Genomic DNA, 26,524 nt, shown 5'->3' with positions numbered 1-26,524 from the left:
GTAAAAAAATGAATACTTAAAAAGTATTTCTCAATAAATAAAAAAGAGGAGGTTCTACACCTCCTCTTTTAAGAATATGTCTTGAATAGGATTAATTAATTAAGCTTTAATCAAACCTAATTCTACTAGTCTCTGATATAAGAAGTCTCCTGAAGTGATATCTTCATATAACTTAGGATGATTCTCGTCGATACAGTTTTCTAAACAGTTTAGCGGCATCGTGCTTACAGGATGCATAAAGAAAGGAATAGAGTATCTAGATGTTCCCCATAATTCACGAGGAGGGTTTACCACTTGGTGTATAGTAGATTTTAATCTATTATTAGAGTGGCGAGACAGCATATCACCTACATTGATCACTAATTCGTCATCAGCTGCGATAGCATCGATCCACTGTCCATCGTGGTTCTGTACCTGTAAGCCTTTACCTTGAGCACCCATAAGCAGTGTAATCAAGTTAATGTCCCCGTGAGCAGCTGCTCTTACAGCGTTCTTAGGTTCATCTTTGATAGGCGGGTAGTGGATAGGGCGTAAGATACTGTTTCCGTTTTTAACGAATTTGTCAAAGTAGAACTCATCTAAATCTAAGAATAAAGCAAGAGCACGCAATACGTACACACCTGTTTTTTCTAGCATTTGGTAAGTTTTTTTTCCAACAGCGTTGAACTGAGGTAATTCTTTTACTTCTACATTAGCAGGGTAAGATGCTTCTAGAGCAGGATCATTGTCAACGTATTGACCAAAATGCCAAAACTCTTTTAAGTCACCTTCTGTTCTCCCTTTTGCATGTTCTTTACCAAAAGAAACATATCCCCTTTGACCACCAATACCTGGTACTTCATAAGAATCTTTAGTTTCTAATGGAAGATTAAAGAAGTTGCGGACTTCTGTGTAAAGATTCTCAACTAATTGATCGTCTAAAAAGTGTCCTTTAAGTGCTACGAATCCAATTTCTTCGTAGGCTTGGCCGATTTCATTTACAAACTTTTGTTTACGTACCGGGTCATCCGATAGGAAATCACGTAAGTCAACACTAGGAATGTTTTGCATTTACTTAGTTGTTATTTATGCTTACTTGAGTTATTTGACGCAAATGTAATTTTTTTTTCCACAAAATACGGTTGATAACTACATTTTATCTTTTTATTAGGTCTAATTTATTCGAGAAATGAGATTTAAATATTGTTTATTTCGGAATAATGATGGGGAAGTAGGGTTGTGATTTTTTCAACAAATGTAAAAAAGTAATGAATTTTTTTATAAATTGCCGTAATAACCATTAAAAAAGAAAACTATGAAATTACCTATTGAATTAAAAAATAATGAGTTTGTAGTCTTAGTAGCAGTAGACGTTGATCCTAAATATAAGTTATCAAATATGGATGAGTTCTATGCTACATTGCCTAAGAGCTTTAAGCCAATCTTCAAGAAGCTCGTAGGTTCTTCTTTGAATATTTATTGTGTATGTGATAATCAAGATGACTTTATGTTTTGCTTAAGACAGACTGGGTATAAGACAACATTATTGTAGATTTGCCATTTTAAGTAGTAAGTACAATTTTATAAAATGAGTAAAAAAGTAGCTAAAACAAATGCATTGCGTATCCTGGATAGTAAAAAAGCTAATTATGAGATGTGTGAATACGATATTTCAGACGAATTAATAGATGGGAAGTCTGTGTGTGAAAAGCTTGGTATAGGAGAAGAGATCTCGTTAAAGACACTTGTGGCACATGGTAAAGGAAATGAAATATATGTGTTTGTAGTTGTTATTAATAGTGAATTAGATTTGAAGAAAGCTGCTCAAGTGTGTGGAGAGAAAAAAATAGAAATGCTAGCGGTTAAGGATTTGTTGTCAATTACAGGTTATATTAGAGGAGGGTGTTCTCCTGTGGGAATGAAGAAGTTGTATCCCACATTTATAGATGAACAAGTTAAGGAATACGTGAAGGTATATGTAAGTGGTGGGCGAAAGGGATTAAGTATTGGTATTAATCCAATAGATTTACTTCATGTTATAGATGCTAAGTTTGCGGATATTGTTAAAACTAGTTGATAATAAGTTGTTTAAAATTTGTTTCTGTCTTGTTTAAAGAAGTTTTATTAGTTCAATTCGTGCATTTATATTAATATTTTGTTATAATTATGACAATAGTTGACAGAACTAAATATTGATTAGTTAATGTTGTTGTATCTTTGCATGGACAAATTAGATAAAAGTTTAATAAAAGTAGTGTTTCAGAGTTAAATTAATACTAAAAAAGATTGAATGATTTATTTAGCTGGTAAGTAGAACATATCTTTGTACACTGTAAAATTGAAAATATGATATTGGCATTAACTGTTTCGTTGTTTCCTTCTTGTGGAGTAGATCAAGTAAAAGAAAAAGGTTTTAAAGAGGCGAATAATAAGCAAATAGATCTATTAAGTAAGAATGATTTAGAGGGGACTTTTTTTAAGGCAGTGGCGCAAGATTCACCACAAGTAGTGTCTATAGGTAAAAAGGGGATTGTCTATTCAAGTACAAAACCAAATCAAAAGATTATATTTCCATTTGTAGAGCCATTAGTTGACGGAGAATGTAGGATATATAGATCAAGTACTAAACATGAGGAGATAGAAGTAGTGATTTATGAAGATGAAACAGCAAAAGAGTTTGGTGATGGTAGATTTGATCATTCAGTAGCTATTAGATTGATTAAAAATCAAAATAGTACTGAAGAAGAAGTGTTAGATTTTGCTTGTTTTGGTCATTATTTATATACAGATAAGTTATCAGGAAACTGGATTTTTCAGTCTTACGAAGATAAAAGAATAGAAGAGCTAGGTATAAATCAAATACCTATGATTTGTATTGATATTAATACGAGAAGTTTCTCAGGTAGTGGTGGTAATCACATGATTTATGGTGATGTGAGATGTGAAGGGGATAGTATTTTCTTTAAAGTAGTTCTTTCGCCAGAATATGTAACAGAAATGTATCAAAAGGAAAAAGAGTTGTTGTCAGTACTAGATAGTTGTGATCGTTTTGAATTAAGAGACGATTGTTTATTTTTATATTCTGAGGGTAAACAGAAACTAATGTTTTTAAGAGATACTTACAATCAGTAGATTATAGAAGAACTAAAAAAAATGGAAGGTTTAATTACCTTCCATTTTTTTTAGTTCTTCTATTGACATTTTATCAGGTCGCTCTTCGCTGATTTTATAAGCTTCGACAATCTTTTTAACTAATTTGTGACGTACAATATCTTTGTCGTCTAAGTATATCATTCCGATACCTTCTACATCTTTTAAGATATAAAGTGCTTCTTTTAATCCAGAAGAAACTTTACGAGGTAAGTCTATTTGTCCAGGATCTCCTGTAATGATAAACTTCGCATGCTTTCCCATACGAGTTAAGAACATTTTCATCTGAGAGTGCGTTGTATTCTGAGCTTCATCTAAAATAACAAAAGCATTATCTAATGTACGTCCGCGCATAAATGCTAAAGGAGCTATCTGTATAGTGCCTTTTAGGATATAGTCATCTAGTGTCTGTGGAGGAAGCATATCTCTTAATGCATCATAAAGTGGCTGCATATAAGGATCTAACTTCTCTTTCATATCACCAGGTAAAAAGCCTAAGTTTTCTCCAGCTTCTACAGCAGGTCTAGTTAAGATAATCTTCTTTACCTCTTTGTTTTTAAGTGCTCGAACAGCTAATGCTACTCCAGTGTAAGTCTTCCCTGTACCTGCAGGTCCAATGGCAAAGACCATATCATTTTTCTCTACATACTTCACGAGTTTCTGTTGATTCGGTGTGATCGCTTTGATCATTTTACCAGATACGCCATGTACTAGGATATCATCTGTAGGAAGTGAGGTAGGTGCGCTATCTAAGACTAGTCTCTCTATGATATTCTCATCAATGCGATTATATCTAGTAAAGTACTTGATTAGACGGTCAAAACTTTTCTCAAACTCGTCTAAAATCTCAGGATCACCATAAACTTTAAGTAAAGTTCCCCTCGCCACAATTTTAATCTTCGGATATAACTTCTTAAGTACATCTAAATGAGTGTCTTGTGGACCCCAAAAATCTTTAGGGCTAAAATCTGTTAATTCTATTATCCTTTCGTTCAATACCAATGGAGTTAATTAAAAAAAATAATCTAATTTTGTATATTCAAATCTACTATAAAAAAATCATTTTTCTTAAAATATATTGAAAAATAATAATGCAAAGAATAATTACACTAACAACAGATTTTGGATATAGAGACCATTATGTAGGGGCTTTAAAGGGGAAGATATATTCCAATATCAGTGGCTGTAATATAGTTGATATCTCACACGAAATAAGTAAATATAATACTGAGGATGCTGGATTCGTTATCGGAGCAGCTTATAACCAGTTTCCTCAAGGTACAATACATATCATAGCAGTCGATGCTTCTGTAACGGATTATACAAAAGCAATCTGCGTAGAATATGATGGTCATTATTTTATCACCGCTGATAACGGGATAGTAAGCATCATCTTAGGAGAAGAAAGTTTCGATAAGGCAGTTCACATCAAGCACGATGGAATGATGAAGTCAAATGACATATTCGTGTATTGTGCATATCAATTATTAGAAGGTCGCAGATTAGAAGAGATAGGGAATTCACTAGAGTCTATCTATAACCCAAGCCGCTTAGCGATGAGCGTTTCTCTATTGCCAAATAAAATTACAGGAAAAGTTATATACGAAGATTCTTATGGAAATCTAGTGACTAATATACACAGAAGCGACTATGATGTAGTTTCAAATGGAAATACTAAATACGCTATTCGATTTAAGGATTACCGCATCTCGCGTATTAGTAATCACTTCGCTGATTTTAAAACAAATGATATCGCTACTTTGAAGGAGCGTGCAGGAGAACTAGTGGCTGTCTTTAATGATGTTGATTTGTTGACGATTGGCTTGTTTTACTCTAGACCAGATTCTCCTGGAGGTACGCCTCGTCAGTTGATGAATCTGAATTTAAATGATACAATCATGATCGAATTTGATCCTGAAGCACAATATTAAAGTAAAAACTATGTTTATAAGAATTGTAAAGCTAACCTTGCTTGAAGATAAGGTGGATGATTTTTTAGCACACTTTGATACTATCAAAGATAAAGTACGTCATTATCCAGGATGTCAATTCTTAGAGGTATATCGTGATAAACAGCATACTAATGTGTTTTTTACGTATAGTTACTGGGAAGATGAGAGTAATCTTGATGACTATAAGAAATCAGAACTTTTCGGTGAGTTATGGCCTTATACCAAAACTTTGTTCAAAGAGAAGGCAGAAGCTTGGAGTGTGGATAAAGTGGTGACACTTAAATAGTAAATAGTTTATGAAGGCAATCAGTCTTAGAGAAATTAAAGCTTTTTTTAGTTCATTAACAGGCTATCTAGTTATAGTCTTGTTTTTAGTGATAAATGGTATTTTGTTGTGGTTTTTAGATGGAGAGTATAATGTGTTGCAAAGTGGCTTCGCAGATCTGTCTCCTTTTTTCTATTTGGCACCGTGGGTGTTGATATTCCTAATCCCAGCAGTAAGTATGAAGAGCTTCTCTGAGGAGATTAAGAATGGTACGATAGAGCTATTACTAACTAAACCGTTATCTGTATGGCAAATCGTTTTAGGGAAGTTCATCGGTGTATTTGCTTTAATCTTTATTGCTATTATTCCTACTATAGTATATGTGTTTATCCTTAAAGATTTAGTCTTAGAGGGGCAACATATAGATTACAGTAGTATCATTGGTTCGTTTATAGGGCTACTATTTTTAGTGGCGTGTTATGTATCTATGGGGATATTCTCTTCTTCATTGACAGAAAATCAGATTGTAGCTTTTATCACAGGAGTGGCGCTGTGTCTATTCTTTTCTTTAGGGATAGATGCGTTAGCTGGACTATTCGGAGAGTGGTTTGAGAAGATAGGTATTCTATACCACTTCAGAAGTATCTCTAAAGGAGTTATCGATACGAGAGATTTGATCTATTTTGCTTCAATGACTATCTTGTGTCTTGGACTTACAGTATTCAAAATTAAAACACTGCGCAAATAATGAAGAAGTTTCAAAAAAACGATATTAAGTTACTGATACGTTTACTTGTAGCATTAGTAGTGCTTAATGTTATCGGTACTTTTGTATATAAACGATTTGACTTTACACAAGATCATAGATATACTCTTTCTGCTAGTACAGTAGGAATAGTAGATCAGGTGCAGGAGCCAGTGGTGGTAGATGTGTTCCTAAAAGGCAACTTCCCACTAGAGTTTAGACGACTTCAGAATGAGACTAAACAGCTCCTAGAGGAGATACAATCTATAAATTCGAATATCAAGTTTAGATTTGTCGATCCTAATGAGGAAAGCCTAAATAAGAAAGAAGCAGTAGAGAAGTTATATAATTTTGATCTGAAACCCGTTACGATTACAGTAAGCGATAAGGGAGCTCAGAGCCAACAGTTAGTATTTCCTTGGGCTTTAGTGACACAAGGGGGAAAAGTAGCAAGAGTGCAACTGTTAAAGAATATGATGGGAGCGAATACAGAAGAGAAAGTTGTCTCATCTGTACAGCACTTAGAATATGCATTTGCCGAGGCAATCAATAAAGTAACGCAAGAGAAATATAAGAAGATCGCTATCCTTAAAGGGAATGGGGAGTTAGAAGATGGCAATATCGCTGACTTCTTAATGACAGTGAGAGAGTCGTATCATATCGCGCCTTTTACACTTGATTCTGTGACAAAGACTCCACAGAAGACTTTAGAGCAACTAAAAGAATATGACCTAGCGATTATAGCTAAGCCAACTAAACCCTTCTCTGAAGAGCAAATAGGAGTGCTGGATCAGTATGTAATGAATGGTGGTAAGGCACTATGGCTAATCGATCAGGTGCAGGCAGACTTCGACAGTCTTAGACAAGATGGAAGAATGCTAGCGTATCCAAAAGATCAGAGCTTAGGAGAATTATTATTTAAGTATGGAGTGCGTATTAATCCAGTGTTGGTTAAAGACGAAATAAGTACTAAGATAAAGCTAGCGTCAGGAAGACAGGGGAGTGAGACAGTGTACACTGATTTCTTATGGAAGTTTGCCCCTTTTGTATATCCAGATTCAGATCATCCTATCGTTAAAAATATAGAAGGAGTGAAGTATGATTTCGCTTCTCCGATCGATACCTTAAAGAATGGTATTAAAAAGACAATCTTAGTGAAGTCATCTAAATACTCAAGTTTAGTAGGTGTGCCAAATGAAATTAGCTTTGAAGTAATCAACGAACAAGTTACACCTGAGTTCTATGAGGGCAAGGGAAGTTATATTTTAGGAGTGTTATTAGAAGGTAATTTTTCTTCTGTGTTTAAGAACCGTGTGATGCCTTTCTCAGTAGAGAAGCCACTTTCAGAGAGTAAAAGTACTCAGATGATCGTGATATCAGATGGAGATATTATCAGAAACCAGCTAGATGAAAAAGGGATGCCTCTGGAGTTAGGATATGACAAATGGACTAATATGCTTTATGGAAATAAAGAATTAGTACTAAATTCAGTCAATTATCTACTAGATGATACAGGACTTATTAATTTGAGAACCAAAGAGGTTAAGATCCCAATGCTAGACAAATTAAGAGTAGAGCAGCAGTATACATCTATACAGATGAAAGTATTGGTTGTCCCAATAGTGTTGGTTGTAATTTTCGGTTGTGTATTTATTCTCATTAGAAAACGAAAATTCATAAAAAAGTAAAGTGATATTTCTTTTATTATTGGTAATAATCGGATATATTTGTAACTGTAAAAGTATTTTTACATATAAAACAATTATAGTATGAAGTTTATAGTATCGAGTTCTTACTTGTTAAAGCAATTACAAGTTCTAGGTAGTGTAATAAACAGTAGTAATACCCTACATATCTTAGATAACTTCTTATTTGAGTTAGATAATAATGTATTAAAGGTATCTGCATCTGATTTAGAAACCACAATGTCTGCTACTTTAGAAATTGAATCTACAAGTCAAGGAAGTATAGCTGTTCCTGCAAAGTTATTGTTGGAGACATTAAAAACATTCCCTGAGCAGCCATTGACTTTTTCAGTTAAGGAAAACAATACGATTGAAATTAGTTCAGACGTAGGTAAATACGTCTTAGCATATGCACAAGGAGATGAGTTCCCTAAAGCTGAGTCATTAGAAGATCCATCTAAAACGGAAGTTCCTGCAGGAGTATTAGCAACTGCTATCAGCAAAACAATCTTTGCTGCTGGAAATGATGATTTACGCCCAGTTATGTCTGGAGTATTCTTTCAGTTCTCTCCATCAGGATTAATCTTCGTAGCTACTGATGCACATAAGTTAGTAAAGTATTCTCGTACAGATATTGTTTCTTCTAACGAAGCAAGCTTTATTATGCCTAAGAAGCCACTTACTATCCTTAAAGGTATCTTAATGGCTTTAGGAGCAGATGTTAGTATCGAGTTTAACGAATCTAATGCACAATTCTCTTTTGAGAATTATACATTAACTTGTCGTTTGATTGATGGTAAGTATCCTAATTACGAGGCTGTTATTCCTAAGGAAAACCCTAATAAACTTTTAATCAATAGAACACAATTCTTAAGTTCTGTTAGACGTGTGTCTATTTATGCAAATAAAACGACTCACCAAATCAGATTAAAAGTTGCAGGTACTGAGCTTAATATCTCTGCTGAGGATATTGATTATTCTAACAAAGCAGATGAGCGTCTAACGTGTGATTACCAAGGAGATGATATGCAAATTGGTTTTAACTCTAGATTCTTATTAGAGATGTTAAACAACTTACAGTCTGATGACATTCTTTTAGAAATGTCTTTACCTAACAGAGCAGGTATCTTAACTCCAGTAGATGGATTAGAAGATGGTGAAACTGTAACAATGTTGGTAATGCCTGTAATGCTTAATAGTTAATCAATAAACGAATAGTTTATAGAATAATATATAGGAAGCTTCTCTTCATTTCGAAGAGGGGCTTTTTTTTGCTCTATACTCTAGAGTGTATTAGTTACTCGTAACTGTACATAATCCCAGAATCAGCGTTTGCCAAATACTACAAAGCAATTCTACTTCATAGTTCTTTCATTAATTCTAAAACCATACTACAGTATACTTTAATTATTAATTCAGATCTATTTTGTATAATTACTTTTCGTTTATCTGTCTATCATTTATTCTGGGATACTTAGGCGTATCACAACGAAAGTGTAATAGTGTATTGCTCTTTACTTAATGGTATGTGTACTCTTATGTACAAATGGAAATAATATCTATTCTAGTCGATTTAATATAAGACTTATCAGATAAGCTATGATTATCAGCGTAATTATAGTAGATACGGTGGTGAATATAAGGCCTATTCTGAATGAGTTATCAGTATCTGTGTGTAAATGTAGTAGTAAATAATCAAAAGCTAAACTATTTAAGTAGATCGATATAGATAGTAAGAGTAAGTGTATTAGTAGTTTCAATGGTTTATATATAAATGTTAAATATATAACCACTAAAAGCATACCATAAAACACGTATTGTCTCAATACAGCTATTCTGGGGACAAATACTTTGAATAGTGTAAGGAATATTTTAACTAATGGGTATTAATGTTGTTTTGTTGTTGTGAGTTTGGCTAATGGGTAATCAGGATTTAGACTATTGCTTCAGTAGGCGAAGTTACATAAGCGTATTGATCTAAACTTACTTTGTTGTGGTTTAGTGTAGGTATCCCTAATAACTGTTTTAAACCTGTTAGATTCTTCTTGATTTCAGATCGGTCTACTTGTTCTTTACTTTCTAAAGAGAAGATCTGTTTAGAGATGATGTCTTGGATCTCAGTAGTCTTGTAGTTTAGAAGCTCCTGCTCATTGATTTGGAATAGGATTTTAATCTTATTTAGATCCTGTAAATGGTCATTTGTTAAATAGTGAACACTATTAAGAACCTCTAACTTAATGTCTACAAATAGATTGATTAACGTCTTTTTGATACTTACTATGTTTTCTATTTGGTTATTCTCTAGCATCCCGTAAAAACCTATTGAAGTTACGATGTTCTGAGATAAGTAAGAAAGTATTTGGTGTGCTGTGTTTTTACTTTCTAATTTGTCATTTAATGTAGCAAAGTGATTTTGCAAATCAGATGTGAATACGATCATAGTTACGTGTTTTTATTTGATTTCTTTTCTTTTGCTAAGATAGTTATTAATGTTAAAATTAGTGTTTATCTTCTTTTTTTTGTAAAATATTGCGTTATATCGGTTTTATTGTTTTTAATTTGAATTAATAATATCAATTTTTATTAATTATTGTTTTTTTTATTATATAGTATAACTGTTTTTAGTAATAACATATTGCTATTTATGGTCAATATGCGAATTTAATGTTGATTTAATATTAAATTTATGTTTATTCATCTGCATAAGTGCTTTTAGTCTCGTTGTGACTGATAATATTTAGTATTTATATGTATCAATTTAATTCTTTAGTTTTGCTTAAACATTTAAGATAATGGAAACCTTCTTAGTTATTATAGTAATCACCTTATTAGTTGTGATAGGTTGGTTGATTTATTCGATGCGTGCCATAAGCATTCGTCGAAATGAGTTAGAAACCGAGAGACAATTGTTTGATTCTAAAATTCGTTATCTACAGTTAGAGAATTTAGAGTCTAGATTAGATCCGCACTTGTTTAAGAATATATTAAACTCTATACAGTCTCATGCTTATCAGACGTACTATGCCTTAGATAAGATGGCAGGAGTACTAGATTACATTCTTTATGACAGCCAGAGAAAGATGGTGTCTTTAAAAGAAGAACACGAGTTCGCTTTGCGATTAATAGATATCAATAAGATAAAGCTTAACCCTCTTTTTAGATTAGATATTCGCTCTAGTATAGGAGAGACTGAGCCTTACTATACAGAAGATCTTATCGCTCCACTTGTCTGTGTCGAGTTGATTGAGAATGCCTTTAAGCATGCAGATTTAGCGAGCTCAGATGCGTTTATTTCTATTTTGTTTAAACTAAAGAATAACCAGTTTGATTTGCTTGTATCTAATAAGAAATCTAGAATGAAGACACTGACTAAAGATAAGGGGGGATATGGTTTGACAGCTTTAAATAAGCGATTAGAATTAATCTATGGACACGCTTATAAATTAGAAAAAAGCGAAGACGATCATATTTATTCAATGCACCTAAAAATTAACTTACATGATTTCAAAACTAAAATGCGTACTACTTGATGATGAAATGCTTGGACTGAAGTATTTGAAGATGCTTTGTGAGCAAATAGAAGAAGTTGAAATCGTAAAGATTTATGACAATCCTACTGTTTTTCTTGAAGAGCTTCCATTATTAGAGTTTGACATAGCTATATTAGATATTAATATGCCAGGGATGGATGGGTTAAGTGTAGCTCAGTTATTAGTCAATAAAGGTGTGATATTCGTAACGGCCTATAAAGAGTATGCATTAGAAGCTTTTGAGATAGAGGCGATCGATTATATCGCTAAGCCAATTAAGAAAGAGCGCCTTCACAAGGCTATTTTGAAAGCGATGCGACAGTTTAAGCCTGTGGATGATGTTAGTTTTATTACGATTAATTCAAATAAAGGAAAGGCATTGTTACACTTTTCAGATATTCTGTATATCAAGACCAATGAGATCGATAGTAGAGATAAAGATGTGTATCTAGAGAATAACCAAGTAGTGATAGCTAAGAATATGTCTTTAGATAAGTTCGTTTCTGTGTTACCTAATAGCAAATTCTGTCGTATTAATAAAGGGGAGCTAATAGCGCTGCGTATAGTGCGTTTTTTTAGTCATGATGAGATCACGACTATACTGAAGACCGTAGAAGGGAAACCACTAGAATTAACGCTTGGGATGACTTATAAGACTGATTTTCTAGAGAAAATATAATATTTATTACATAATAATGTCATTTCATTACAACTTCAGTGACTTTGGATTCATATTTGCTTTTTATCATACATATAATAGAGATGTTTGTACCAGATAAAAAAGTAATAGTATGTCAAAGTTTAAAAATTCTTTCCTTTATTTCATTATCATAGGAGGGTGTTCTGCCTTAATGTATTGGGTAGTTTCTAAAGGAGTACGCTTAGAATCAGATGTAGTTAAAATAGTATCGGATAAATCAGTATTCGAAAACTTTTTAGGTACAATACAAGATAACTTAAATTTACCGCTAGCGTTATTACTAGCACAGATCGTGACTATCGTACTTGTAGCACGAGTATTCGGATGGATATGTAAGAAGATAGGACAGCCTTCTGTAATTGGTGAGATCATAGCCGGTATCGCGCTAGGACCATCATTAGTGGGAACCTATTTTCCAGAGTTTTCAGCCGCATTATTTCCTCCTCAGTCCTTAGGCAACTTAGGCTTTTTAAGTCAGATAGGATTAATCCTATTTATGTTCGTCATCGGGATGGAGCTAGATTTAAAGGTGCTGAAAAATAAAGCGCATGATGCCGTACTTATTAGCCATGCGAGTATTATTATACCTTTCGCTTTAGGGATGACCTTAGCGTATTATATTTTTACTTCATTTGCGCCGCATGGTGTTGAGTTCCTGTCTTTCGGATTGTTCTTAGGTATTTCGATGAGTATTACCGCCTTTCCAGTTCTCGCCCGCATCGTGCAAGAGCGAGGATTACAGAAGACCCGACTCGGAACTATCGTTATTACATGTGCAGCAGCTGATGATATTACAGCTTGGTGTTTATTAGCAGCGGTTATAGCTATCGTTCAGGCAGGAAGTTTTACGAGTTCTTTATATATAATGGCTTTAGCGATTATCTATGTAATCGTTATGCTAAAATTAGTGAAGCCTTTCTTAGCGCGTATCGCTAAATATCAGTCTTCTAGTAATTTATTGTCTAAAGGGACAGTGGCGATATTCTTATTGACACTTATTATATCAGCATATTGTACTGAAGTTATCGGAATTCACGCTTTATTTGGAGCGTTTATGATGGGAGCAGTAATGCCTGATAATATGAAAATCAGAAATATCTTTATAGAAAAAGTAGAGGATATCGCAGTGATTTTATTCTTACCACTATTCTTCGTTTATACAGGATTGCGTACAGAGATAGGGTTGCTAAACGAACCTTACTTATGGAAGATAACAGGGATTATCATCTTAGTCGCCACAGTAGGTAAATTTGTGGGAAGTGCACTAACCGCCAAGATAGTCGGAATGACTTGGAAAGATAGTTTGACGATAGGTGCGTTAATGAATACAAGAGGACTGATGGAACTTATCGTTCTTAATATCGGGTTCGACTTAGGTGTCTTAACAGGAGAAGTCTTTGCGATGATGGTGATTATGGCTTTGGCAACTACATTTATGACAGGGCCAGTGCTAGATTTAATCGCCAAGATATTTGGACCTTTAGTAGAAGATGAGAGTACTACAGCAACCTCTAATATCGGAAAGTATCAAGTGTCTCTTTTCTTTGAGGACAAGGCTAGCTTGAAGCCATTGATGAAGTTAGCGAGCAGTTTCGTCGGTAAGAATAATGCAGATACAGGTATTACTGCGATGCACTTAGTGGAGAGTAATGAAGTGAATGCTTTTACTTCTACAGAATATGAAGGTGAAATCTTCGAGGCGGTACAAGAAGAAGCGACAACGCTAGATCAAGAGGTGCAGACCTATTATAAAGTGTCTAATGATGTGGAAAGTGATGTAGTGAATGTGGTCAATGAGCAGATTAGTGACTTGCTATTAATCGAGATGGGATATTCTATTTATAGAGGATCACTTCTAGGAAATATCCTTGGATTTACGACACGTATCATTAATCCTGACGTGTTATTAAATAAAGTAATTGGAAAAGAGAAGTTCTTTGAGAATTCGTGGTTTAATGCGCGAACTCAGCAGATACTTAATCGTTCTAAAGTTCCTGTAGGTATTTTTATTAATAAGGACTTTGATAAAGTAGAACATATCTTTTTGCCTGTATTTACGAAACAAGATTTGAAATTGTTAAGTTATGCACAGAAGTGGATACGCAATAGTGAAGCGCAAATAACAGTGCTAGACGCTACAGGACAATTAGAAAGTTACCCAGAGTTTAAAGAACAAGTTCGTCTAATCGAACAATTTAAACCTAACCACATTAGAATAGTTAGTGCAAAAGAAGTGGATAAGGAATTTATCGAAGAGTTTGACTTAATGCTGATCAGTTTAGATAGTTGGAAAAACTTAGTAGAGGAGAGAACCCCTTGGCTAAATAATGCCCCATCTATGCTACTAATGCAATTGTAACCTAGTTTCCATCATATAGATTATATTAATTTGTTGTGCGCCTTCTCTATTAAGAAAAGGCGCTTTTATTTTATGTATATAATTGATAATTTTTGAATAAGTGTTGACTAAATACTACAATATAATTTCGGTTCACGGTTCTTTTATTAGAACTATATTTCTTTTGTAGATTTTATGAAGTGAGTATAGGATAGTAAATAATCGCATTGTATGAATAATAAGGTTCTTAAGTTTGAGCTTTATTTTTTGTAAAAAGTACTAGGTTTTTCGTGTAGTAATATTATCAATACTAACGTATTGATTTAAAATATTTTGCATTTCAAAGATACAAAAAAAAGTGTATTGTTGAGAGAGGGAGGAGGAAAATCTATCCTCTTAGACTATCTCTACTATATTTAAACTAATTAGTTGTGTGTTTTTAATTGTATTTTATTAAATTACAGTGTTTTATAATTTTTTAAAAATAGAAGTAATTAAAGGTATTAATGAAGAACAGTTATATATTTATTTTTTAGAAACTATAGATAGTGGTGGTTTTCTTCTTGAGTGTAATGATGAAAAATTAGGGTATTTAATTTTTGAAGTTTTTGATATTAATGTTCGTACATTTTTTAATAGTGATACGCTTACAAAATTACTTTCCAAAAGAATGATTTCTCAAGATATTTATCATAAAGCTATCGCAACTAGGAATTTGTATTTAAGTATAGGAGATACTAGTTTATGGAGTATTAGTGGGTAAGAGAAAGCACTATATGGAAAGAAATATTTGATTTGTGTGATGATGTTAGAACTCAAGTAAATGCTCATTAATGAACTATTGGAGTAATTACTCGTAATTGTAATAAGGGTTATAATGTTACTAATATGAACGAATTTGAATTAGCAGTACTGAATAGTTTAGCAAAAGACTACCCATTCTTAAAAGAACATATTCCTTATTTAAGGATAAAGAATAGAGAAATAACAGGTGTTGGGATGTATGTGAATTTTGTCTATTCTCAAGAAATTAAAATCAGTAATCGGGACTTCTATAATGTATCATTAAGTACTAATGAAAATATTGAAGTGGAGAGTCTTGAATATGGATTAGGTTTTGAACTTGATATCACTGATGGCAAAGTAAATTTTATAGAGTTTATTACTTATGGTGAAAATTGGGATGGTGTGATAAATAAATTTAAAATCACAAAATATCTTTAGGATTAATTAAATGTGGGTATGTTTAGGAAACAACAAACCAAATGATAGAATGAATTTTTAACTAACGTGGCAAATTGAATTATGGGAGTAATAACTAATAGCTTGTAATATGCTTGATAGAAAATCTAAATTATAAATTTATGAAAAAATATATCGGTGTTACTTTAGTCTTTTATTGTAATAATACATTTACAGGGATTCAATCCTCCTATATTTTTGAGTTAAAATCTTTAGAATTATTACTAATAGATATAGAGAATAAGGCTAAAGAAATTATCAATAAGTTTCTACTAAGTTTTGATTTTTTAGGTGTTTCTGATTTGTATATGACAGAGGATTTAAGTGCATATAATTTCCTAGGAAGAACTTCTTATTTTGATATGAAAGAAGAAGGTGAATCTCAAAAAATAATTGTAAATGATGATATTCTTTGTAAGGAAGTAAGTGAAATCATTAGAGGTAGTTTAATTAATGTTGGACTTGTATACTTTAATAAGGATAGTGAAGGAAGTGAATTTAATTCGACTATGATAATATATACTATTATAGATGAATTTAATGGAATGGATGTGCTGTATAAGTCATTGAAAAGTAGTGAATTTAAAAATAAAATTATTGAGTTATCTGTTTAGTTTCCGCTAATCATATTTAAAGTAGTTGGTTTCGCTTTAACCATCTTTACAATTGTGTTATGAAAAATAGTTTCCTTAAATAAGGATCTATTTAATCTATATACGAACTCATTAAAGTAAGCTTGGATGTATTTCTTATTGATATGTGAAGGTACAGTCCTAATCCAGGATTTAAGTTGGTGAATTATCACGTGTAATTCTTTAAAATTAGCACCTTTATCACTTTCTTTTTGAGTGATGTTATACTTTTTTTTCAAGGGATTGTATCCCCTCCATTTATCTGTAACTACATTAGCATCTTCTGAAATGTGTTGTTCGAATATAGTAGTTAATGACTTAGCAGAGTAATCGTCAATACACTTAACATAGGCTCTTTTTACTTTTCTTTCAGTATTTAACTCTACAGCTATCACTGCTTTAGCTTTTTTGGTGTCGTAACTTCTTCCTGGTTTTCCTTGTTCGTATCCCCCTACAACAAACTCATCAACATGGACTGTCTCAGTCATAGGAGATTGCTCGCTACTTTGCATAGCTAAACGAACTTTATGCATAAAGCCCCACGCTGTTGGCTGGCTTATACCATAGCGTTTACCCATTTGAATACTAGATATGCTTTTGGTAGAAGTTGTCATTTCAAACACAATCATAAATGCTTTATGTAAACCAAATTTGACTTTGTGAAATAAGGTATTAGCTGTTGAGCTTTCAACATGCTCACAGTTATAGCAATAGTATGAATGATTAGATTTTAAGCAACCTTTTTTGTGTCCACATTTTACACAAGTAAAACCGTTTGACCACTTTATTTTACTTAGATAAGCTTTACAAGATTCGTCATCTGGTAGTTCTTTTACTAAGTTAAGAATGTTTTGACCCTTAAAAATTTCCATACTGTTGATTTTAAGATACTAATGTACGGAAGTTAATTTAATAACTCAATAAAATTATTAAGTATTCAGCTGAAAATCCGACGGAAGAAGATTTGATTTTTAAAGGCATATCTGACTTCTATTCTGTAAAGAATGAAGGATTATTTGAACTAGAAGGGGTATTTGAAAATAAAGAAGAGGTTATTAGTGAAGTTTTATCTTTTAGACAATTAGAAAAGAAATTTAATAGCCTTAGGAATGATTATATGCATATCAAATAAGTGAAGATAAGACTTTGAATTTAAAAGTTTTTATCAATAAGAGTCTAAAGTTAAAAACTGAATAGTACAAGATAGAATCAAGTTCTAATAGCGTCTTTACTAATAAGAACCTCCACTTTATTTTACCTATAATCCCTTAACTATCCTAGTTATTTGGTATCTTCACATACATAAAGGACAGGTAATTTATGATAGAAATAGAGACGAGTATTCACGATGCTTATTCCGTGGAAGTTAAAGTAGGGTTTAAATCAGAGAAGATAGGTCAGCAGGCAGAGTTCGAGACCAATACTTGGTTTTTTATACCGAATAGCTTAGATATCAATGCTTCTACCTATCAGAAAGAACAGTTCTACTCGGATGTCAAATCTAAGGTAAGATTTATCACACCCATCTATTTGCTAAAGGAAATAGTGGATAATGGAGCTGTACCACTTAATAACCTGCGCTCAGCTTTTAATGATGTACTAGCTGATAAAGAAGGAAATGCAGAGCTGATTATGGAGTATGAGTTTCAGCTGAAGATGTTTATGGCTATCTTCCGAAGTGCTATCCGCGATCATATTGTCGAAATCAAGAAGTGTGTACTAGCAGAAGATTTAGAGGAGCAATGTATTGAATTTGCTACTGCAGTAGAGAATATTTCCATTCAGTTTAGAGCGTTAAGAGAACTCCTAGTTGACTTAGAAGAGGGGAGTGATGTGAAGAATTACTACGACTTCGCAGATGAGTATCTATCTTATGCTATCATACATCAAGTCTTTAATTTTATAGAGTTACTTGAGAATAATAAGTACAAGATGTCAAGTATGCTTAATCAGCATTTGATTGGTTTGATTATTCGTGAGAAAGAGTATATGAAACAGCAGGATTATCTCGATATTATAAAAGGGGATAAGGAGAATAATCAAAAAGTAGTATATCGACACGCGATGTTAGATAAGTATATAGAATCAGATCTTGTCTTGACTTCTAATAAGCGAAGAGATGAAGATGGAGTCATTGCTCAACAAATCTATTATAGTATAGCAGCGGGGCTCTCTATGGTGTTTGCGACGATAGTTGCCTTCTCTTTTCAACAGAAGTATGGCAATTTTACAATGCCTCTTTTTGTGGCCTTAGTGATTAGTTATATTCTTAAAGATAGGATTAAAGACCTGATGCGTTATTACTTTATTGGCAAGTTAGGAGGGAAGTATTTTGATAACAAAACGAGTATTAGTATTAAAGATCAGAAGATAGGATGGATACGCGAATCTGTTGATTTTATGGCTGAGAATAAGGTGCCTGAAGAAGCGCTCAATCTACGTGATCGTTCAGCCTTACTAGAGGTAGAGAACAAGATTCACAACGAGAAGATTTTGTTATATCGCAAAAAAGTACACTTAGATAATAAAAAGGTAATACAAGAAAGTACATATGCTTTCGATGGAATAAATGATATTGTTCGCTTTAACATTACTCGCCTTACAAACCGAATGAATAATCCTTATGTGAGTGTATCTATACTAGATCCAAATGATAGTACAGGTAAGCCTGTGAAGGTATTGGCAGATAAAATTTATTACTTAAACTTTATTATGCAAATAAAATTTGGGGATAAAGTCGATTATAAACGCTTTAGAGTTATCTGTAAACGCACGGGAATAGAGGCTATAGAAGATTTGTCTTAAAGAATATACATCGCTCCTAAGTAAGGACTATTTAAAATAAAATAAGAGGAACATAGTACTATAGAATAAGTACTAATGTTCCTCCTACGATTAAGCATCCGCCTAGTATAGTCTTCATATCCATAGGCTCTTTTAGAAATACAAAAGAAATAATCAGCACAAATACGATACTTAATTTGTCTATTGGGGCAACTTTAGATACAGGGCCTGTCTCTAGTGCTTTAAAGTAGAATATCCACGATAAGCCTGTTGCTACACCTGACGCGATTAGAAAGATCAGATTGTACTTGCTTAATTCTTTGATTGTTTTAAGATCATTATTGGCTAATACTATACCCCAAGCTAGCATTAAGACAACACTTGTCCTGATGGCTGTAGCAAGGTTACCGTTGATTCCCTTGACACCGACCTTAGATAATATCGCTGTCATCGCAGCGAATATGGCAGATAGTAAAGCATAGTATTTCCACATTTTAAAAATATTATATATAATCGTCTAAAGAGGTTTTTAGAAGTAAAGGTATGTCTTCTTTTATTTGCTCTTCAAACATACGCAAATCTACTGTATTTGATATAAACATAGGTATCATAAGATCCAATTGTTTTGTCTTGACGCTTAGTCGAGATTCTATTTTATTATTATCTAGTTCTATTGTCTGAATGTAGATATAATCGACATCTGCTAATAAGAGAATATGTGTGTATTTACTGTCTGCAAAGCCTACCTCGAGATTATTATTGTCAATCCAAATAAATGGTTTGTTTTGAGATATTTCTTGTATAAAAGTAGGGATCCTATATATATTAGGAGTTTCTTTATAGCACTCCATATCTACAAATATATCTCCGGATAGCGTAGTACAGTTAGAAATGGAGAGTTTGACAATATATTCAGGATAAATTACAGTTTCTAAATATTCTTTTAAGTTTGTAATTAAAAAAAAGACACGGTTATTGGCAGCATCTAAATCTGTAGGATATGCGTTGGAAAAATAAAACTCTAAACTCTTTGTTCTAATTTTAGTGCTATATATAATAGATTTATCTTCTTCTGTTTGGATAGAAGATTTCATTAGACTATCATTTTTTAGGAGAGCCTCTTTTAGAAAAGAATAGGGTTTACTTATTGATTTATCATACTCGCAGTAAGAGAAATAATTATGTACAGGAATATTTTTGCGTTCACAATCATAGAACCCAAAGTCATTTAATATTAAATTACCAATTCTGACAGGGATTGTAAAACAATATTTTAATAAATCCTCAGCATTGTCATGTTTACAGATTGTAACCTCTTTTAGTGCAATAATCTCTTCATAAGGTGTTTCCCATGAGATAAATGTCTTTTCTTCATTTTGTAATTCATAACCTTCAAGAATATTATCTATATGTTCATTCTCTTTTAATAGGTGAAAATTGCTAGGATTCTTTCTGGCCCAAATAAACATATTTCTTTCACAACTAAATGTTTCTTCAAAAATAGTTAGTACAACAGGATTAAAGTTTAGCTTCTCTGCTAAATAGGTGAATGTAGGCAAGAAATTAACTGATGATGTAGGTATATGACTATTGTATTTGCCTGCAATAAAAAGCAAAGGTTTATTATTTATACAAGTAAAATAGAGAACTTGTATATCATCTATATCTTGATTACAATTGTAATAAGAGATTTTATTTTTACTTATGATATGATTATCTAGTATAAAAGCTGCATTATCACAATTCTGTAATGTCACAAAGTCTAGAGGCTTAATGTCTTCTTGTTTTGTGGTTTTTCCTTTTAGAAAAAGTTTTAAATACTTAATCATAAAAATAATTAGGGAAAAAAGGTTATTTTATTTTACAAAGACTAATTGTTTTGAGTTTAATTTATCCTCTCCACTATATCTATAACTAACTAGTATACCGTCTCCTTTAGCTACACTAAAGTCAACACAACATACATTTTCTTTTAAGATATGTGGTCTAGTATTTGCTTTTTGTTCCATCCAGTAATGACCAAAAAACACAGGTTTTTCAATTTCTGTATAAAAATTACTACATTCAAATTCAAAAGGGATTTCTGGAAGCTCATGTATAGGATGTACACTTATAGAGTTATAAGTCATTGTAGCAGGATCTTCCCACCATTTGGTTCTAAATTCAGTACGTAATATACGGTCTTTGTCAATAAATGTAACCCCATTTGGTAATTTTGCTTCTTTTCCTTTTAATACTGTTTCTATAGCTATATTTAATTGAGTTCCTTCAGTATTTGCTTCTTCAAAAAGGGAATTCGATAAACAGTTATTCTCGTCTAATCTATTTTTTAAATATGTTATTTGTTCATTATCCCAGCATGCGTGTACTGCTCTAAAATGATTATTTTCGTAGAATAGAGGAAGCATTTTGAACCATTCAATGTACATTTTATACATATTTGGTACTTGCATAAAGGCAGCCATTGTTACGGCATGTTGATTGAAGTTCTTAGGATTGTGTTCTCTTAAGTAATCTCCATTTGAATTTACTGTATTGTAGCAAATGGCATTGTACTCATGGTTTCCCATTAAGGCAATAGCTTCTCCATTATCTACCATTTTTTTTACGATATCGAGTACTTCTATTATATTAATACCCCTGTCGATATAATCACCGATAAATAATACTTTACGTTCAGGGTGTTGGTAAAATCCTTTCTTATTTGTATATCCTAAAGCAGATAGTAAATTTTTTAAATCATTACTATGTCCATGAATATCTCCTATTATATCAAAATTCACGAAATTACGGTCAATTGCTTTCATTTTATTGCTTGTTTGTGCTACTAAATATACAAATAAAATGCTGTTATTTTTTTTTAAAATGATATTAAAAACATAATTAATAATATTTACAGTATTAAGTGTTAAATGGTTTTTTTATTAAGGATATTAGGTGTTATTTTTTTATATGGTTGCTTATGTTGAATTTTTTGTAATTAAATAATTGTTTATGACAATATTTGTCATATATTATAGATTGATAGTATATCTAAAGAATAATCAAGTGAGCTTTGATATAAAGTTCAAGATGTTCTAGTTAGATGATAAATGTATTGCGTATTCTTCTTTAATGGATTGTTAAGATCTATAGATGTTATTTATATAAATGATTGCTAGAATGTAATTTAAAGTTAAAAGTAAAAAAGAAAAAGAAAAATTTATTAATTTAATAGAATCAACTAACAACTTAAATAAATTAATATGACAAAGTACAAATTTGCATCCCTGACAGAGTTGCAAAAGAAAGGTGCTAATATCGATAGATTGCCTTTCTCTATTCGTATTCTATTAGAAAATGTCTTGCGTAATCACGATGGATATGTGATTACAGATGAGCACCTCGACACCTTGGTAAATTGGGATCCTAAAGGCACAGATAAGGATATACCATTTAAGCCAGCTAGAGTTCTGATGCAAGACTTTACTGGAGTACCAGCTGTGGTAGATATCGCTTCACTTCGTGACGAGTTTATTAAGCAAGGTAAAGATGGCAATAAGATAAACCCTGCTATCCCGGTAGATCTAGTGATAGACCACTCTGTACAAGTAGATTATTATGGTACAGATTATGCATATCAGAGTAATGTAGAGAAAGAATATGAACGTAACTCAGAACGCTATGAGTTGCTAAAATGGGCACAACAAGAACTAACTAACTTTACTGTAGTTCCTCCTGGTATGGGGATATGCCATCAGGTTAATTTAGAATATTTAGCCAAGGGAGTGATTGAGCGTGATGGATGGGCTTTTCCTGATACGTTAGTAGGAACAGACTCTCATACGCCTATGGTTAATGGTATCGGTGTTATCGCTTGGGGAGTAGGAGGGATAGAAGCTGAGGCAGCGATGCTAGGTCAGCCGATTTATTTTACCTGTCCTGAAGTAATAGGACTTAAACTTACAGGTAAGATTCCACAAGGAGCTACAGCAACAGATATGGTGCTTTCGATTACTAAAATATTGAGAAAACAAGGTGTTGTCGGTAAGTTTGTAGAAGTATTTGGAGAGGGCCTAGATAATTTATCTGTGACCGATAGAGCGACTATCTCTAATATGTCACCTGAGTTTGGATGTACTGTAGCCTATTTCCCTATTGATAATCGCACTTTAGATTATATGCGTACGACGAATAGAAGTGAAGAACAGATCACGCTAGTAGAAGAATATTGTAAAAATAATATGCTGTGGAGAACAGGTAAGGAGGTAATAGATTATACTGCTGTGGTAGAACTTGATTTGAATACCTTAGAACCTACTGTTTCTGGACCTAAGCGACCACAAGACAAGATACTTGCTAAAGACTTAGGGAAGTCTTTCTCTGTCTTATTAGAAGAAGAGTATAATCGTACTTATATGGAGACCAAAGAGCGTAGAGAGCACGCTTGGCTATCTGAAGGAGGATCTGGGACAGAGTTCTCTTATGAAGAGAATAAATCTACTCATCCTACTACGGAAGTCGTAAAAGACAGTTTGCGTTCAGTGCGTATTAAACAAAAAAACAAAGAATATGTGATAGGTGATGGAAGTATCGTTATCGCTGCAATAACAAGTTGCACCAATACTTCTAACCCTGAAGTAATGATAGGAGCAGGGCTTGTAGCTCGTAAGGCGATTGAAAAAGGACTGAGAACCAAATCTTGGGTAAAAACTAGTTTAGCACCAGGGTCAAAAGTAGTTACCCAATATCTAGAGCGCTCAGGATTATCAGAAGACTTAGAAGCATTGAGATTTCACACTGTAGGATATGGTTGTACTTCTTGTATTGGTAATAGTGGACCACTTCCTCCACCAATAGCTGAGGCAGTTACCAAAGGAGATTTAGTAGTAGCTTCTGTATTATCAGGAAATAGAAACTTCGAAGCGAGGGTACACCCACAAGTAAAGATGAACTTCTTAATGTCGCCAATGTTAGTAGTGGCGTATGCGCTAGTAGGACGTGTGGATATTGACTTGATTAACGATCCACTAGACTATGATCCTAATGGACAACCTGTATATCTTAAAGATATATGGCCTACACATGGAGAAATTAGAGCAGTGATGAATGAGTCTTTAAAACAAGAAGACTTTGAGAGTGTGTATAGTGTCATCTTTGAAGGAGAGAAAGACTGGAAAGACTTGCAAGCGCCAACAGGACAGAAGTTTGATTGGGATACCAAATCAACTTATATTAGACAAGCACCGTTCTTTGAAGATTTGCCTGCTGTGCCTAAAGCGATGGCAGATATTCATCAGGCGAGAGTATTACTATATCTAGGAGATTCTGTCACTACAGATCACATCTCACCAGCAGGAGCATTTAATGAAAGTTCTGCTGCGGGTAAATACTTACTTTCTCAAGGAGTAGATCCTAAGGACTTCAACTCATATGGTTCTAGACGTGGTAATCACGAAGTGATGATGCGTGGTACTTTTGCCAATGTGAGAATTAAGAATAAAGTAGCTCAACGTGAGGGAGGATATAGTACGTATCTACCAACGAATGAATCTCTATCTGTATTTGATACTGCGATGAAGTATCAAGAGGACAAAACGCCTTTAATCGTATTAGCAGGAAAAGAGTATGGTAGTGGATCATCAAGAGACTGGGCAGCTAAAGGAACTTATTTATTAGGAGTGAAAGCAGTTATAGCAGAGAGCTTCGAACGTATCCACAGAAGTAATCTTATCGGTATGGGAATAGCGCCACTTCAGTTTAAAGAAGGACAAACAGCAGAATCACTAGGATTAACAGGAAGAGAAACTTTCACTATTGTCGGAATAGAAACAGACTTAAAACCACACAAACTGTTAGATGTAATAGCAGTAACAGAAGAGGGGAAAGAGCTTAGCTTCCAAGTTATCGCACGTTTTGATTCTCTAATTGAAATAGAATATTATAAAAATGAAGGGATTCTTCAGTATGTATTGAGAGACTACCTTAAATAATAAGGAGTTATTGTTTTTTTTTGTGATGGTGTGATTTTGATTCTTTGAAAGGAAATTTAGCTTAACAAAGACCACAAAAAAACAAATAGGTTAAATTAAAAATTAGAGACTACGGCTAAGTATAAATAATGAAAGCTATCTAGTGGTAATGCTAGGTAGCTTTTTTTATTTGAATTATTTGGAAAGGATAGCTTATTACTTTAAACCCAAAATCAGTATAATATGAGTTAAATTGTTTTACTTATCAAGATTATAAAGCTTCTGCTTTCTAAATGTAAGTGGTTAATTAAAGAGTGAGAGGGCGTCTAAATAGACGCCCTCTCACTTTTGTAAACTTATACTCTTCCTTTCAGGGCGTTAAACACCCAAGCTATAGCTAAGAAACCAATTCCTACGGCTGTAAATCCCCATCCGGCTATTTCAGAATATTTGAATGCGCCAAGACAGATTAATAAGATACCCATCATAATCATAATCAACGTAGCATATCCTAGAATCTTATTTTTATTTAAATTGTTTGCCATTATTATTTATTTTAATTAAATATTCCGATTAACATATCTTTGAGTAGTTCGCTTTGAGGCATTGCTTGTGCTCCGACTCCTTTACTTTTAAGGTCTACATCTTTAAGATGTGCGATAATAGCACTCACTTGTTTCATCTTATAGATTCTAAACCCTGTTTCGTAATCTTTTACTGCGTATTGACTTACTTTTAATTGTTTCATTACGTTAGAAGGAGATTTGTCCTTCAACCCGTGATATAATAGTAGTTTAGAGAAATAAGAATAAACAAGTCCCATAGTCAGTATGATAGGATTATTCTTAGGGTTCTGAGCGAAGTAGTTAGCTATCTTATATGCTTTTAGCTGATGGCGTTCTACAATTGCTTTAATCAATTCAAAATTATTAAAATCTTTGCTGATTCCAATGTTCTTTTCTACTACATCTGCTGTGATTTGCACTCCTTTTGGGATGACAATCGCCAACTTATCTAGTTCGTTAGCAATCTTAGAGAGATCAGTTCCTAAGAATTCGACTAACATAGCTGAGGCTTTTGGATCGATAGCATACCCTTTAGCAGTAAGCAACTTTTTAATCCAAGCATCTATCTGGTACTCCCTCAGTTTCTTACTCTCAAATATGATACCAACTTTCTCAATTGCCCTATATACTTTCTTTCTTTTGTCTAAAACTTTGTATTTATAGCAAAATACAAGTACCGTAGATGGCTGTACTTGATTAGCGTAAGACTCGATTTGATCTATAGTGCGAGCAAGTTCTTGTGCTTCCTTAACGATTACGACTTGCTTCTCAGCCATTAAAGGAAAGCGTTTGGCATTAGATACGATATCTTGAATCGTGACATCACGTCCATATAACACCATTTGATTAAACCCCTTCTCTTCTTCTGTCAGCACATTGTCTTCTATATACTCAGAGATTTTATCAATATAATACGGTTCTTCCCCCATTAAAAAATATATTGGAGCAGCATTTCCCGCCTTTATATCTTTAATTATGTCCTTTACTTGATCCAAAATATAAGTT

The 26,524-nt window shown here is 33.1% G+C and carries 26 protein-coding genes; 17 read left to right on the top strand and 9 right to left on the bottom strand.

Annotated features, from left to right (window positions below; translation table 11 throughout):
• Positions 1–99: 99 nt before the first annotated feature.
• A complete protein-coding gene (locus LNQ81_RS16010) occupies positions 100–1,050 on the bottom strand; it encodes an isopenicillin N synthase family dioxygenase (RefSeq protein ID WP_229948462.1) in 951 nt (316 codons plus the stop codon).
• 244 nt (positions 1,051–1,294) lie between these two features.
• Between LNQ81_RS16010 and LNQ81_RS16005 the strand changes: the two genes are divergently transcribed.
• The 3 genes from LNQ81_RS16005 to LNQ81_RS15995 all read left to right on the top strand — a co-directional run bounded on the left by LNQ81_RS16005 (position 1,295) and on the right by LNQ81_RS15995 (position 3,111).
• On the top strand, positions 1,295–1,531 hold the full coding sequence (locus LNQ81_RS16005) for a hypothetical protein (protein WP_229948460.1): 237 nt from the start codon (positions 1,295–1,297) through the stop codon (positions 1,529–1,531).
• Between the two features lie 36 nt (positions 1,532–1,567).
• Positions 1,568–2,056 (top strand): Cys-tRNA(Pro) deacylase, encoded by a 489-nt coding sequence (gene ybaK, locus LNQ81_RS16000; RefSeq protein WP_229948458.1) that lies wholly within the window; start codon positions 1,568–1,570, stop codon positions 2,054–2,056.
• 269 nt (positions 2,057–2,325) lie between these two features.
• Positions 2,326–3,111 (top strand): hypothetical protein, encoded by a 786-nt coding sequence (locus tag LNQ81_RS15995; protein WP_229948457.1) that lies wholly within the window; start codon positions 2,326–2,328, stop codon positions 3,109–3,111.
• 30 nt (positions 3,112–3,141) lie between these two features.
• Here LNQ81_RS15995 and LNQ81_RS15990 read toward each other — a convergent pair whose 3' ends face one another.
• Positions 3,142–4,125: a PhoH family protein gene (locus LNQ81_RS15990; RefSeq protein ID WP_229948455.1), complete on the bottom strand. Its 984-nt coding sequence runs from the start codon at positions 4,123–4,125 to the stop codon at positions 3,142–3,144.
• 95 nt (positions 4,126–4,220) lie between these two features.
• Between LNQ81_RS15990 and LNQ81_RS15985 the strand changes: the two genes are divergently transcribed.
• The 5 genes from LNQ81_RS15985 (at position 4,221) to dnaN (ending at position 8,979) form a co-directional block, all read left to right on the top strand.
• A complete protein-coding gene (locus LNQ81_RS15985; RefSeq protein ID WP_229948454.1) occupies positions 4,221–5,060 on the top strand; it encodes an SAM hydrolase/SAM-dependent halogenase family protein in 840 nt (279 codons plus the stop codon).
• A 10-nt stretch (positions 5,061–5,070) separates the two neighbouring features.
• Positions 5,071–5,367: a putative quinol monooxygenase gene (locus tag LNQ81_RS15980; protein ID WP_229948452.1), complete on the top strand. Its 297-nt coding sequence runs from the start codon at positions 5,071–5,073 to the stop codon at positions 5,365–5,367.
• Positions 5,368–5,377: 10 nt separating this feature from the next.
• Positions 5,378–6,094: a gliding motility-associated ABC transporter permease subunit GldF gene (gene gldF, locus LNQ81_RS15975; protein ID WP_121965978.1), complete on the top strand. Its 717-nt coding sequence runs from the start codon at positions 5,378–5,380 to the stop codon at positions 6,092–6,094.
• Positions 6,094–7,779: a gliding motility-associated ABC transporter substrate-binding protein GldG gene (gene gldG, locus LNQ81_RS15970; protein WP_229948450.1), complete on the top strand. Its 1,686-nt coding sequence runs from the start codon at positions 6,094–6,096 to the stop codon at positions 7,777–7,779. The genes gldF and gldG overlap by 1 nt, the downstream gene beginning before the upstream one ends.
• Before the next feature lie 81 nt (positions 7,780–7,860).
• A complete protein-coding gene (gene dnaN / locus LNQ81_RS15965) occupies positions 7,861–8,979 on the top strand; it encodes a DNA polymerase III subunit beta (RefSeq protein ID WP_121965980.1) in 1,119 nt (372 codons plus the stop codon).
• A gap of 730 nt (positions 8,980–9,709) precedes the next feature.
• Here the strand turns inward: dnaN and LNQ81_RS15960 are convergent.
• Positions 9,710–10,216, bottom strand: a complete 507-nt coding sequence (locus LNQ81_RS15960) for a hypothetical protein (RefSeq protein WP_229948449.1) — start codon at positions 10,214–10,216, stop codon at positions 9,710–9,712.
• Positions 10,217–10,568: 352 nt separating this feature from the next.
• Between LNQ81_RS15960 and LNQ81_RS15955 the strand changes: the two genes are divergently transcribed.
• The 6 genes from LNQ81_RS15955 (at position 10,569) to LNQ81_RS15930 (ending at position 16,200) form a co-directional block, all read left to right on the top strand.
• Positions 10,569–11,306 (top strand): sensor histidine kinase, encoded by a 738-nt coding sequence (locus LNQ81_RS15955; protein ID WP_229948447.1) that lies wholly within the window; start codon positions 10,569–10,571, stop codon positions 11,304–11,306.
• Positions 11,275–11,985 (top strand): LytR/AlgR family response regulator transcription factor, encoded by a 711-nt coding sequence (locus tag LNQ81_RS15950; RefSeq protein ID WP_229948446.1) that lies wholly within the window; start codon positions 11,275–11,277, stop codon positions 11,983–11,985. The genes LNQ81_RS15955 and LNQ81_RS15950 overlap by 32 nt, the downstream gene beginning before the upstream one ends.
• A gap of 112 nt (positions 11,986–12,097) precedes the next feature.
• Positions 12,098–14,365 (top strand): cation:proton antiporter, encoded by a 2,268-nt coding sequence (locus tag LNQ81_RS15945; RefSeq protein WP_229948444.1) that lies wholly within the window; start codon positions 12,098–12,100, stop codon positions 14,363–14,365.
• 442 nt (positions 14,366–14,807) lie between these two features.
• Entirely contained in the window at positions 14,808–15,107 is a 300-nt protein-coding gene (locus LNQ81_RS15940; protein ID WP_229948443.1) for a hypothetical protein, read from the top strand.
• 125 nt (positions 15,108–15,232) lie between these two features.
• Positions 15,233–15,568: a hypothetical protein gene (locus LNQ81_RS15935; protein ID WP_229948441.1), complete on the top strand. Its 336-nt coding sequence runs from the start codon at positions 15,233–15,235 to the stop codon at positions 15,566–15,568.
• Between the two features lie 140 nt (positions 15,569–15,708).
• Positions 15,709–16,200: a hypothetical protein gene (locus tag LNQ81_RS15930; protein WP_229948440.1), complete on the top strand. Its 492-nt coding sequence runs from the start codon at positions 15,709–15,711 to the stop codon at positions 16,198–16,200.
• Here LNQ81_RS15930 and LNQ81_RS15925 read toward each other — a convergent pair.
• A complete protein-coding gene (locus LNQ81_RS15925; protein WP_229945071.1) occupies positions 16,197–17,090 on the bottom strand; it encodes an IS1595 family transposase in 894 nt (297 codons plus the stop codon). The genes LNQ81_RS15930 and LNQ81_RS15925 overlap by 4 nt on opposite strands.
• Positions 17,091–17,182: 92 nt before the next feature.
• Here LNQ81_RS15925 and LNQ81_RS15920 point away from each other — a divergent pair, with 92 nt between their 5' ends.
• Both LNQ81_RS15920 and LNQ81_RS15915 read left to right on the top strand, forming a co-directional pair.
• Positions 17,183–17,350: a hypothetical protein gene (locus LNQ81_RS15920; protein WP_229948438.1), complete on the top strand. Its 168-nt coding sequence runs from the start codon at positions 17,183–17,185 to the stop codon at positions 17,348–17,350.
• 188 nt (positions 17,351–17,538) lie between these two features.
• Positions 17,539–19,023 carry a hypothetical protein gene (locus LNQ81_RS15915; protein ID WP_229948436.1) on the top strand — a complete coding sequence of 495 codons (1,485 nt, stop codon included), beginning with the start codon at positions 17,539–17,541 and terminating at the stop codon, positions 19,021–19,023.
• A gap of 58 nt (positions 19,024–19,081) precedes the next feature.
• Here LNQ81_RS15915 and LNQ81_RS15910 read toward each other — a convergent pair whose 3' ends face one another.
• The 3 genes from LNQ81_RS15910 to LNQ81_RS15900 are packed head-to-tail and all read right to left on the bottom strand — an operon-like array spanning position 19,082 to position 21,809.
• Entirely contained in the window at positions 19,082–19,495 is a 414-nt protein-coding gene (locus LNQ81_RS15910) for an EamA family transporter (RefSeq protein WP_121965988.1), read from the bottom strand.
• Positions 19,496–19,505: 10 nt separating this feature from the next.
• Entirely contained in the window at positions 19,506–20,831 is a 1,326-nt protein-coding gene (locus LNQ81_RS15905) for a hypothetical protein (RefSeq protein ID WP_229948435.1), read from the bottom strand.
• 27 nt (positions 20,832–20,858) lie between these two features.
• Positions 20,859–21,809 (bottom strand): metallophosphoesterase, encoded by a 951-nt coding sequence (locus tag LNQ81_RS15900; protein WP_229948433.1) that lies wholly within the window; start codon positions 21,807–21,809, stop codon positions 20,859–20,861.
• 438 nt (positions 21,810–22,247) lie between these two features.
• On the opposite strand from LNQ81_RS15900, the gene acnA reads away from it, so the two are divergent.
• A complete protein-coding gene (acnA, locus tag LNQ81_RS15895; RefSeq protein ID WP_229948432.1) occupies positions 22,248–24,974 on the top strand; it encodes an aconitate hydratase AcnA in 2,727 nt (908 codons plus the stop codon).
• 335 nt (positions 24,975–25,309) lie between these two features.
• On the opposite strand, the gene LNQ81_RS15890 is transcribed toward acnA, so the two are convergent.
• Positions 25,310–25,498 carry a CAL67264 family membrane protein gene (locus tag LNQ81_RS15890; RefSeq protein WP_121965996.1) on the bottom strand — a complete coding sequence of 63 codons (189 nt, stop codon included), beginning with the start codon at positions 25,496–25,498 and terminating at the stop codon, positions 25,310–25,312.
• Positions 25,499–25,509: 11 nt separating this feature from the next.
• Positions 25,510–26,514 (bottom strand): DNA polymerase III subunit delta, encoded by a 1,005-nt coding sequence (gene holA / locus LNQ81_RS15885; protein ID WP_229948430.1) that lies wholly within the window; start codon positions 26,512–26,514, stop codon positions 25,510–25,512.
• Positions 26,515–26,524 lie beyond the last annotated feature (10 nt).

This window comes from Myroides oncorhynchi (assembly GCF_020905415.1).
Classification (GTDB): domain Bacteria; phylum Bacteroidota; class Bacteroidia; order Flavobacteriales; family Flavobacteriaceae; genus Flavobacterium; species Flavobacterium oncorhynchi_A.
This window is presented reverse-complemented; position numbering and strand designations above follow the sequence as displayed.

Excerpts from the sequence above, each read along its gene's own strand:
- LNQ81_RS16010 (WP_229948462.1), bottom strand. The coding sequence starts at position 1,050 with ATGCAAAACATTCCTAGTGTTGACTTACGTGATTTCCTATCGGATGAC.
- LNQ81_RS16005 (WP_229948460.1), top strand. The coding sequence starts at position 1,295 with ATGAAATTACCTATTGAATTAAAAAATAATGAGTTTGTAGTCTTAGTA.
- ybaK (WP_229948458.1), top strand. The coding sequence starts at position 1,568 with ATGAGTAAAAAAGTAGCTAAAACAAATGCATTGCGTATCCTGGATAGT.
- LNQ81_RS15995 (WP_229948457.1), top strand. The coding sequence starts at position 2,326 with ATGATATTGGCATTAACTGTTTCGTTGTTTCCTTCTTGTGGAGTAGAT.
- LNQ81_RS15985 (WP_229948454.1), top strand. The coding sequence starts at position 4,221 with ATGCAAAGAATAATTACACTAACAACAGATTTTGGATATAGAGACCAT.
- LNQ81_RS15980 (WP_229948452.1), top strand. The coding sequence starts at position 5,071 with ATGTTTATAAGAATTGTAAAGCTAACCTTGCTTGAAGATAAGGTGGAT.
- gldF (WP_121965978.1), top strand. The coding sequence starts at position 5,378 with ATGAAGGCAATCAGTCTTAGAGAAATTAAAGCTTTTTTTAGTTCATTA.
- gldG (WP_229948450.1), top strand. The coding sequence starts at position 6,094 with ATGAAGAAGTTTCAAAAAAACGATATTAAGTTACTGATACGTTTACTT.
- dnaN (WP_121965980.1), top strand. The coding sequence starts at position 7,861 with ATGAAGTTTATAGTATCGAGTTCTTACTTGTTAAAGCAATTACAAGTT.
- LNQ81_RS15960 (WP_229948449.1), bottom strand. The coding sequence starts at position 10,216 with ATGATCGTATTCACATCTGATTTGCAAAATCACTTTGCTACATTAAAT.
- LNQ81_RS15955 (WP_229948447.1), top strand. The coding sequence starts at position 10,569 with ATGGAAACCTTCTTAGTTATTATAGTAATCACCTTATTAGTTGTGATA.
- LNQ81_RS15950 (WP_229948446.1), top strand. The coding sequence starts at position 11,275 with ATGATTTCAAAACTAAAATGCGTACTACTTGATGATGAAATGCTTGGA.
- LNQ81_RS15945 (WP_229948444.1), top strand. The coding sequence starts at position 12,098 with ATGTCAAAGTTTAAAAATTCTTTCCTTTATTTCATTATCATAGGAGGG.
- LNQ81_RS15935 (WP_229948441.1), top strand. The coding sequence starts at position 15,233 with ATGAACGAATTTGAATTAGCAGTACTGAATAGTTTAGCAAAAGACTAC.
- LNQ81_RS15930 (WP_229948440.1), top strand. The coding sequence starts at position 15,709 with ATGAAAAAATATATCGGTGTTACTTTAGTCTTTTATTGTAATAATACA.
- LNQ81_RS15925 (WP_229945071.1), bottom strand. The coding sequence starts at position 17,090 with ATGGAAATTTTTAAGGGTCAAAACATTCTTAACTTAGTAAAAGAACTA.
- LNQ81_RS15915 (WP_229948436.1), top strand. The coding sequence starts at position 17,539 with ATGATAGAAATAGAGACGAGTATTCACGATGCTTATTCCGTGGAAGTT.
- LNQ81_RS15910 (WP_121965988.1), bottom strand. The coding sequence starts at position 19,495 with ATGTGGAAATACTATGCTTTACTATCTGCCATATTCGCTGCGATGACA.
- LNQ81_RS15905 (WP_229948435.1), bottom strand. The coding sequence starts at position 20,831 with ATGATTAAGTATTTAAAACTTTTTCTAAAAGGAAAAACCACAAAACAA.
- LNQ81_RS15900 (WP_229948433.1), bottom strand. The coding sequence starts at position 21,809 with ATGAAAGCAATTGACCGTAATTTCGTGAATTTTGATATAATAGGAGAT.
- acnA (WP_229948432.1), top strand. The coding sequence starts at position 22,248 with ATGACAAAGTACAAATTTGCATCCCTGACAGAGTTGCAAAAGAAAGGT.
- LNQ81_RS15890 (WP_121965996.1), bottom strand. The coding sequence starts at position 25,498 with ATGGCAAACAATTTAAATAAAAATAAGATTCTAGGATATGCTACGTTG.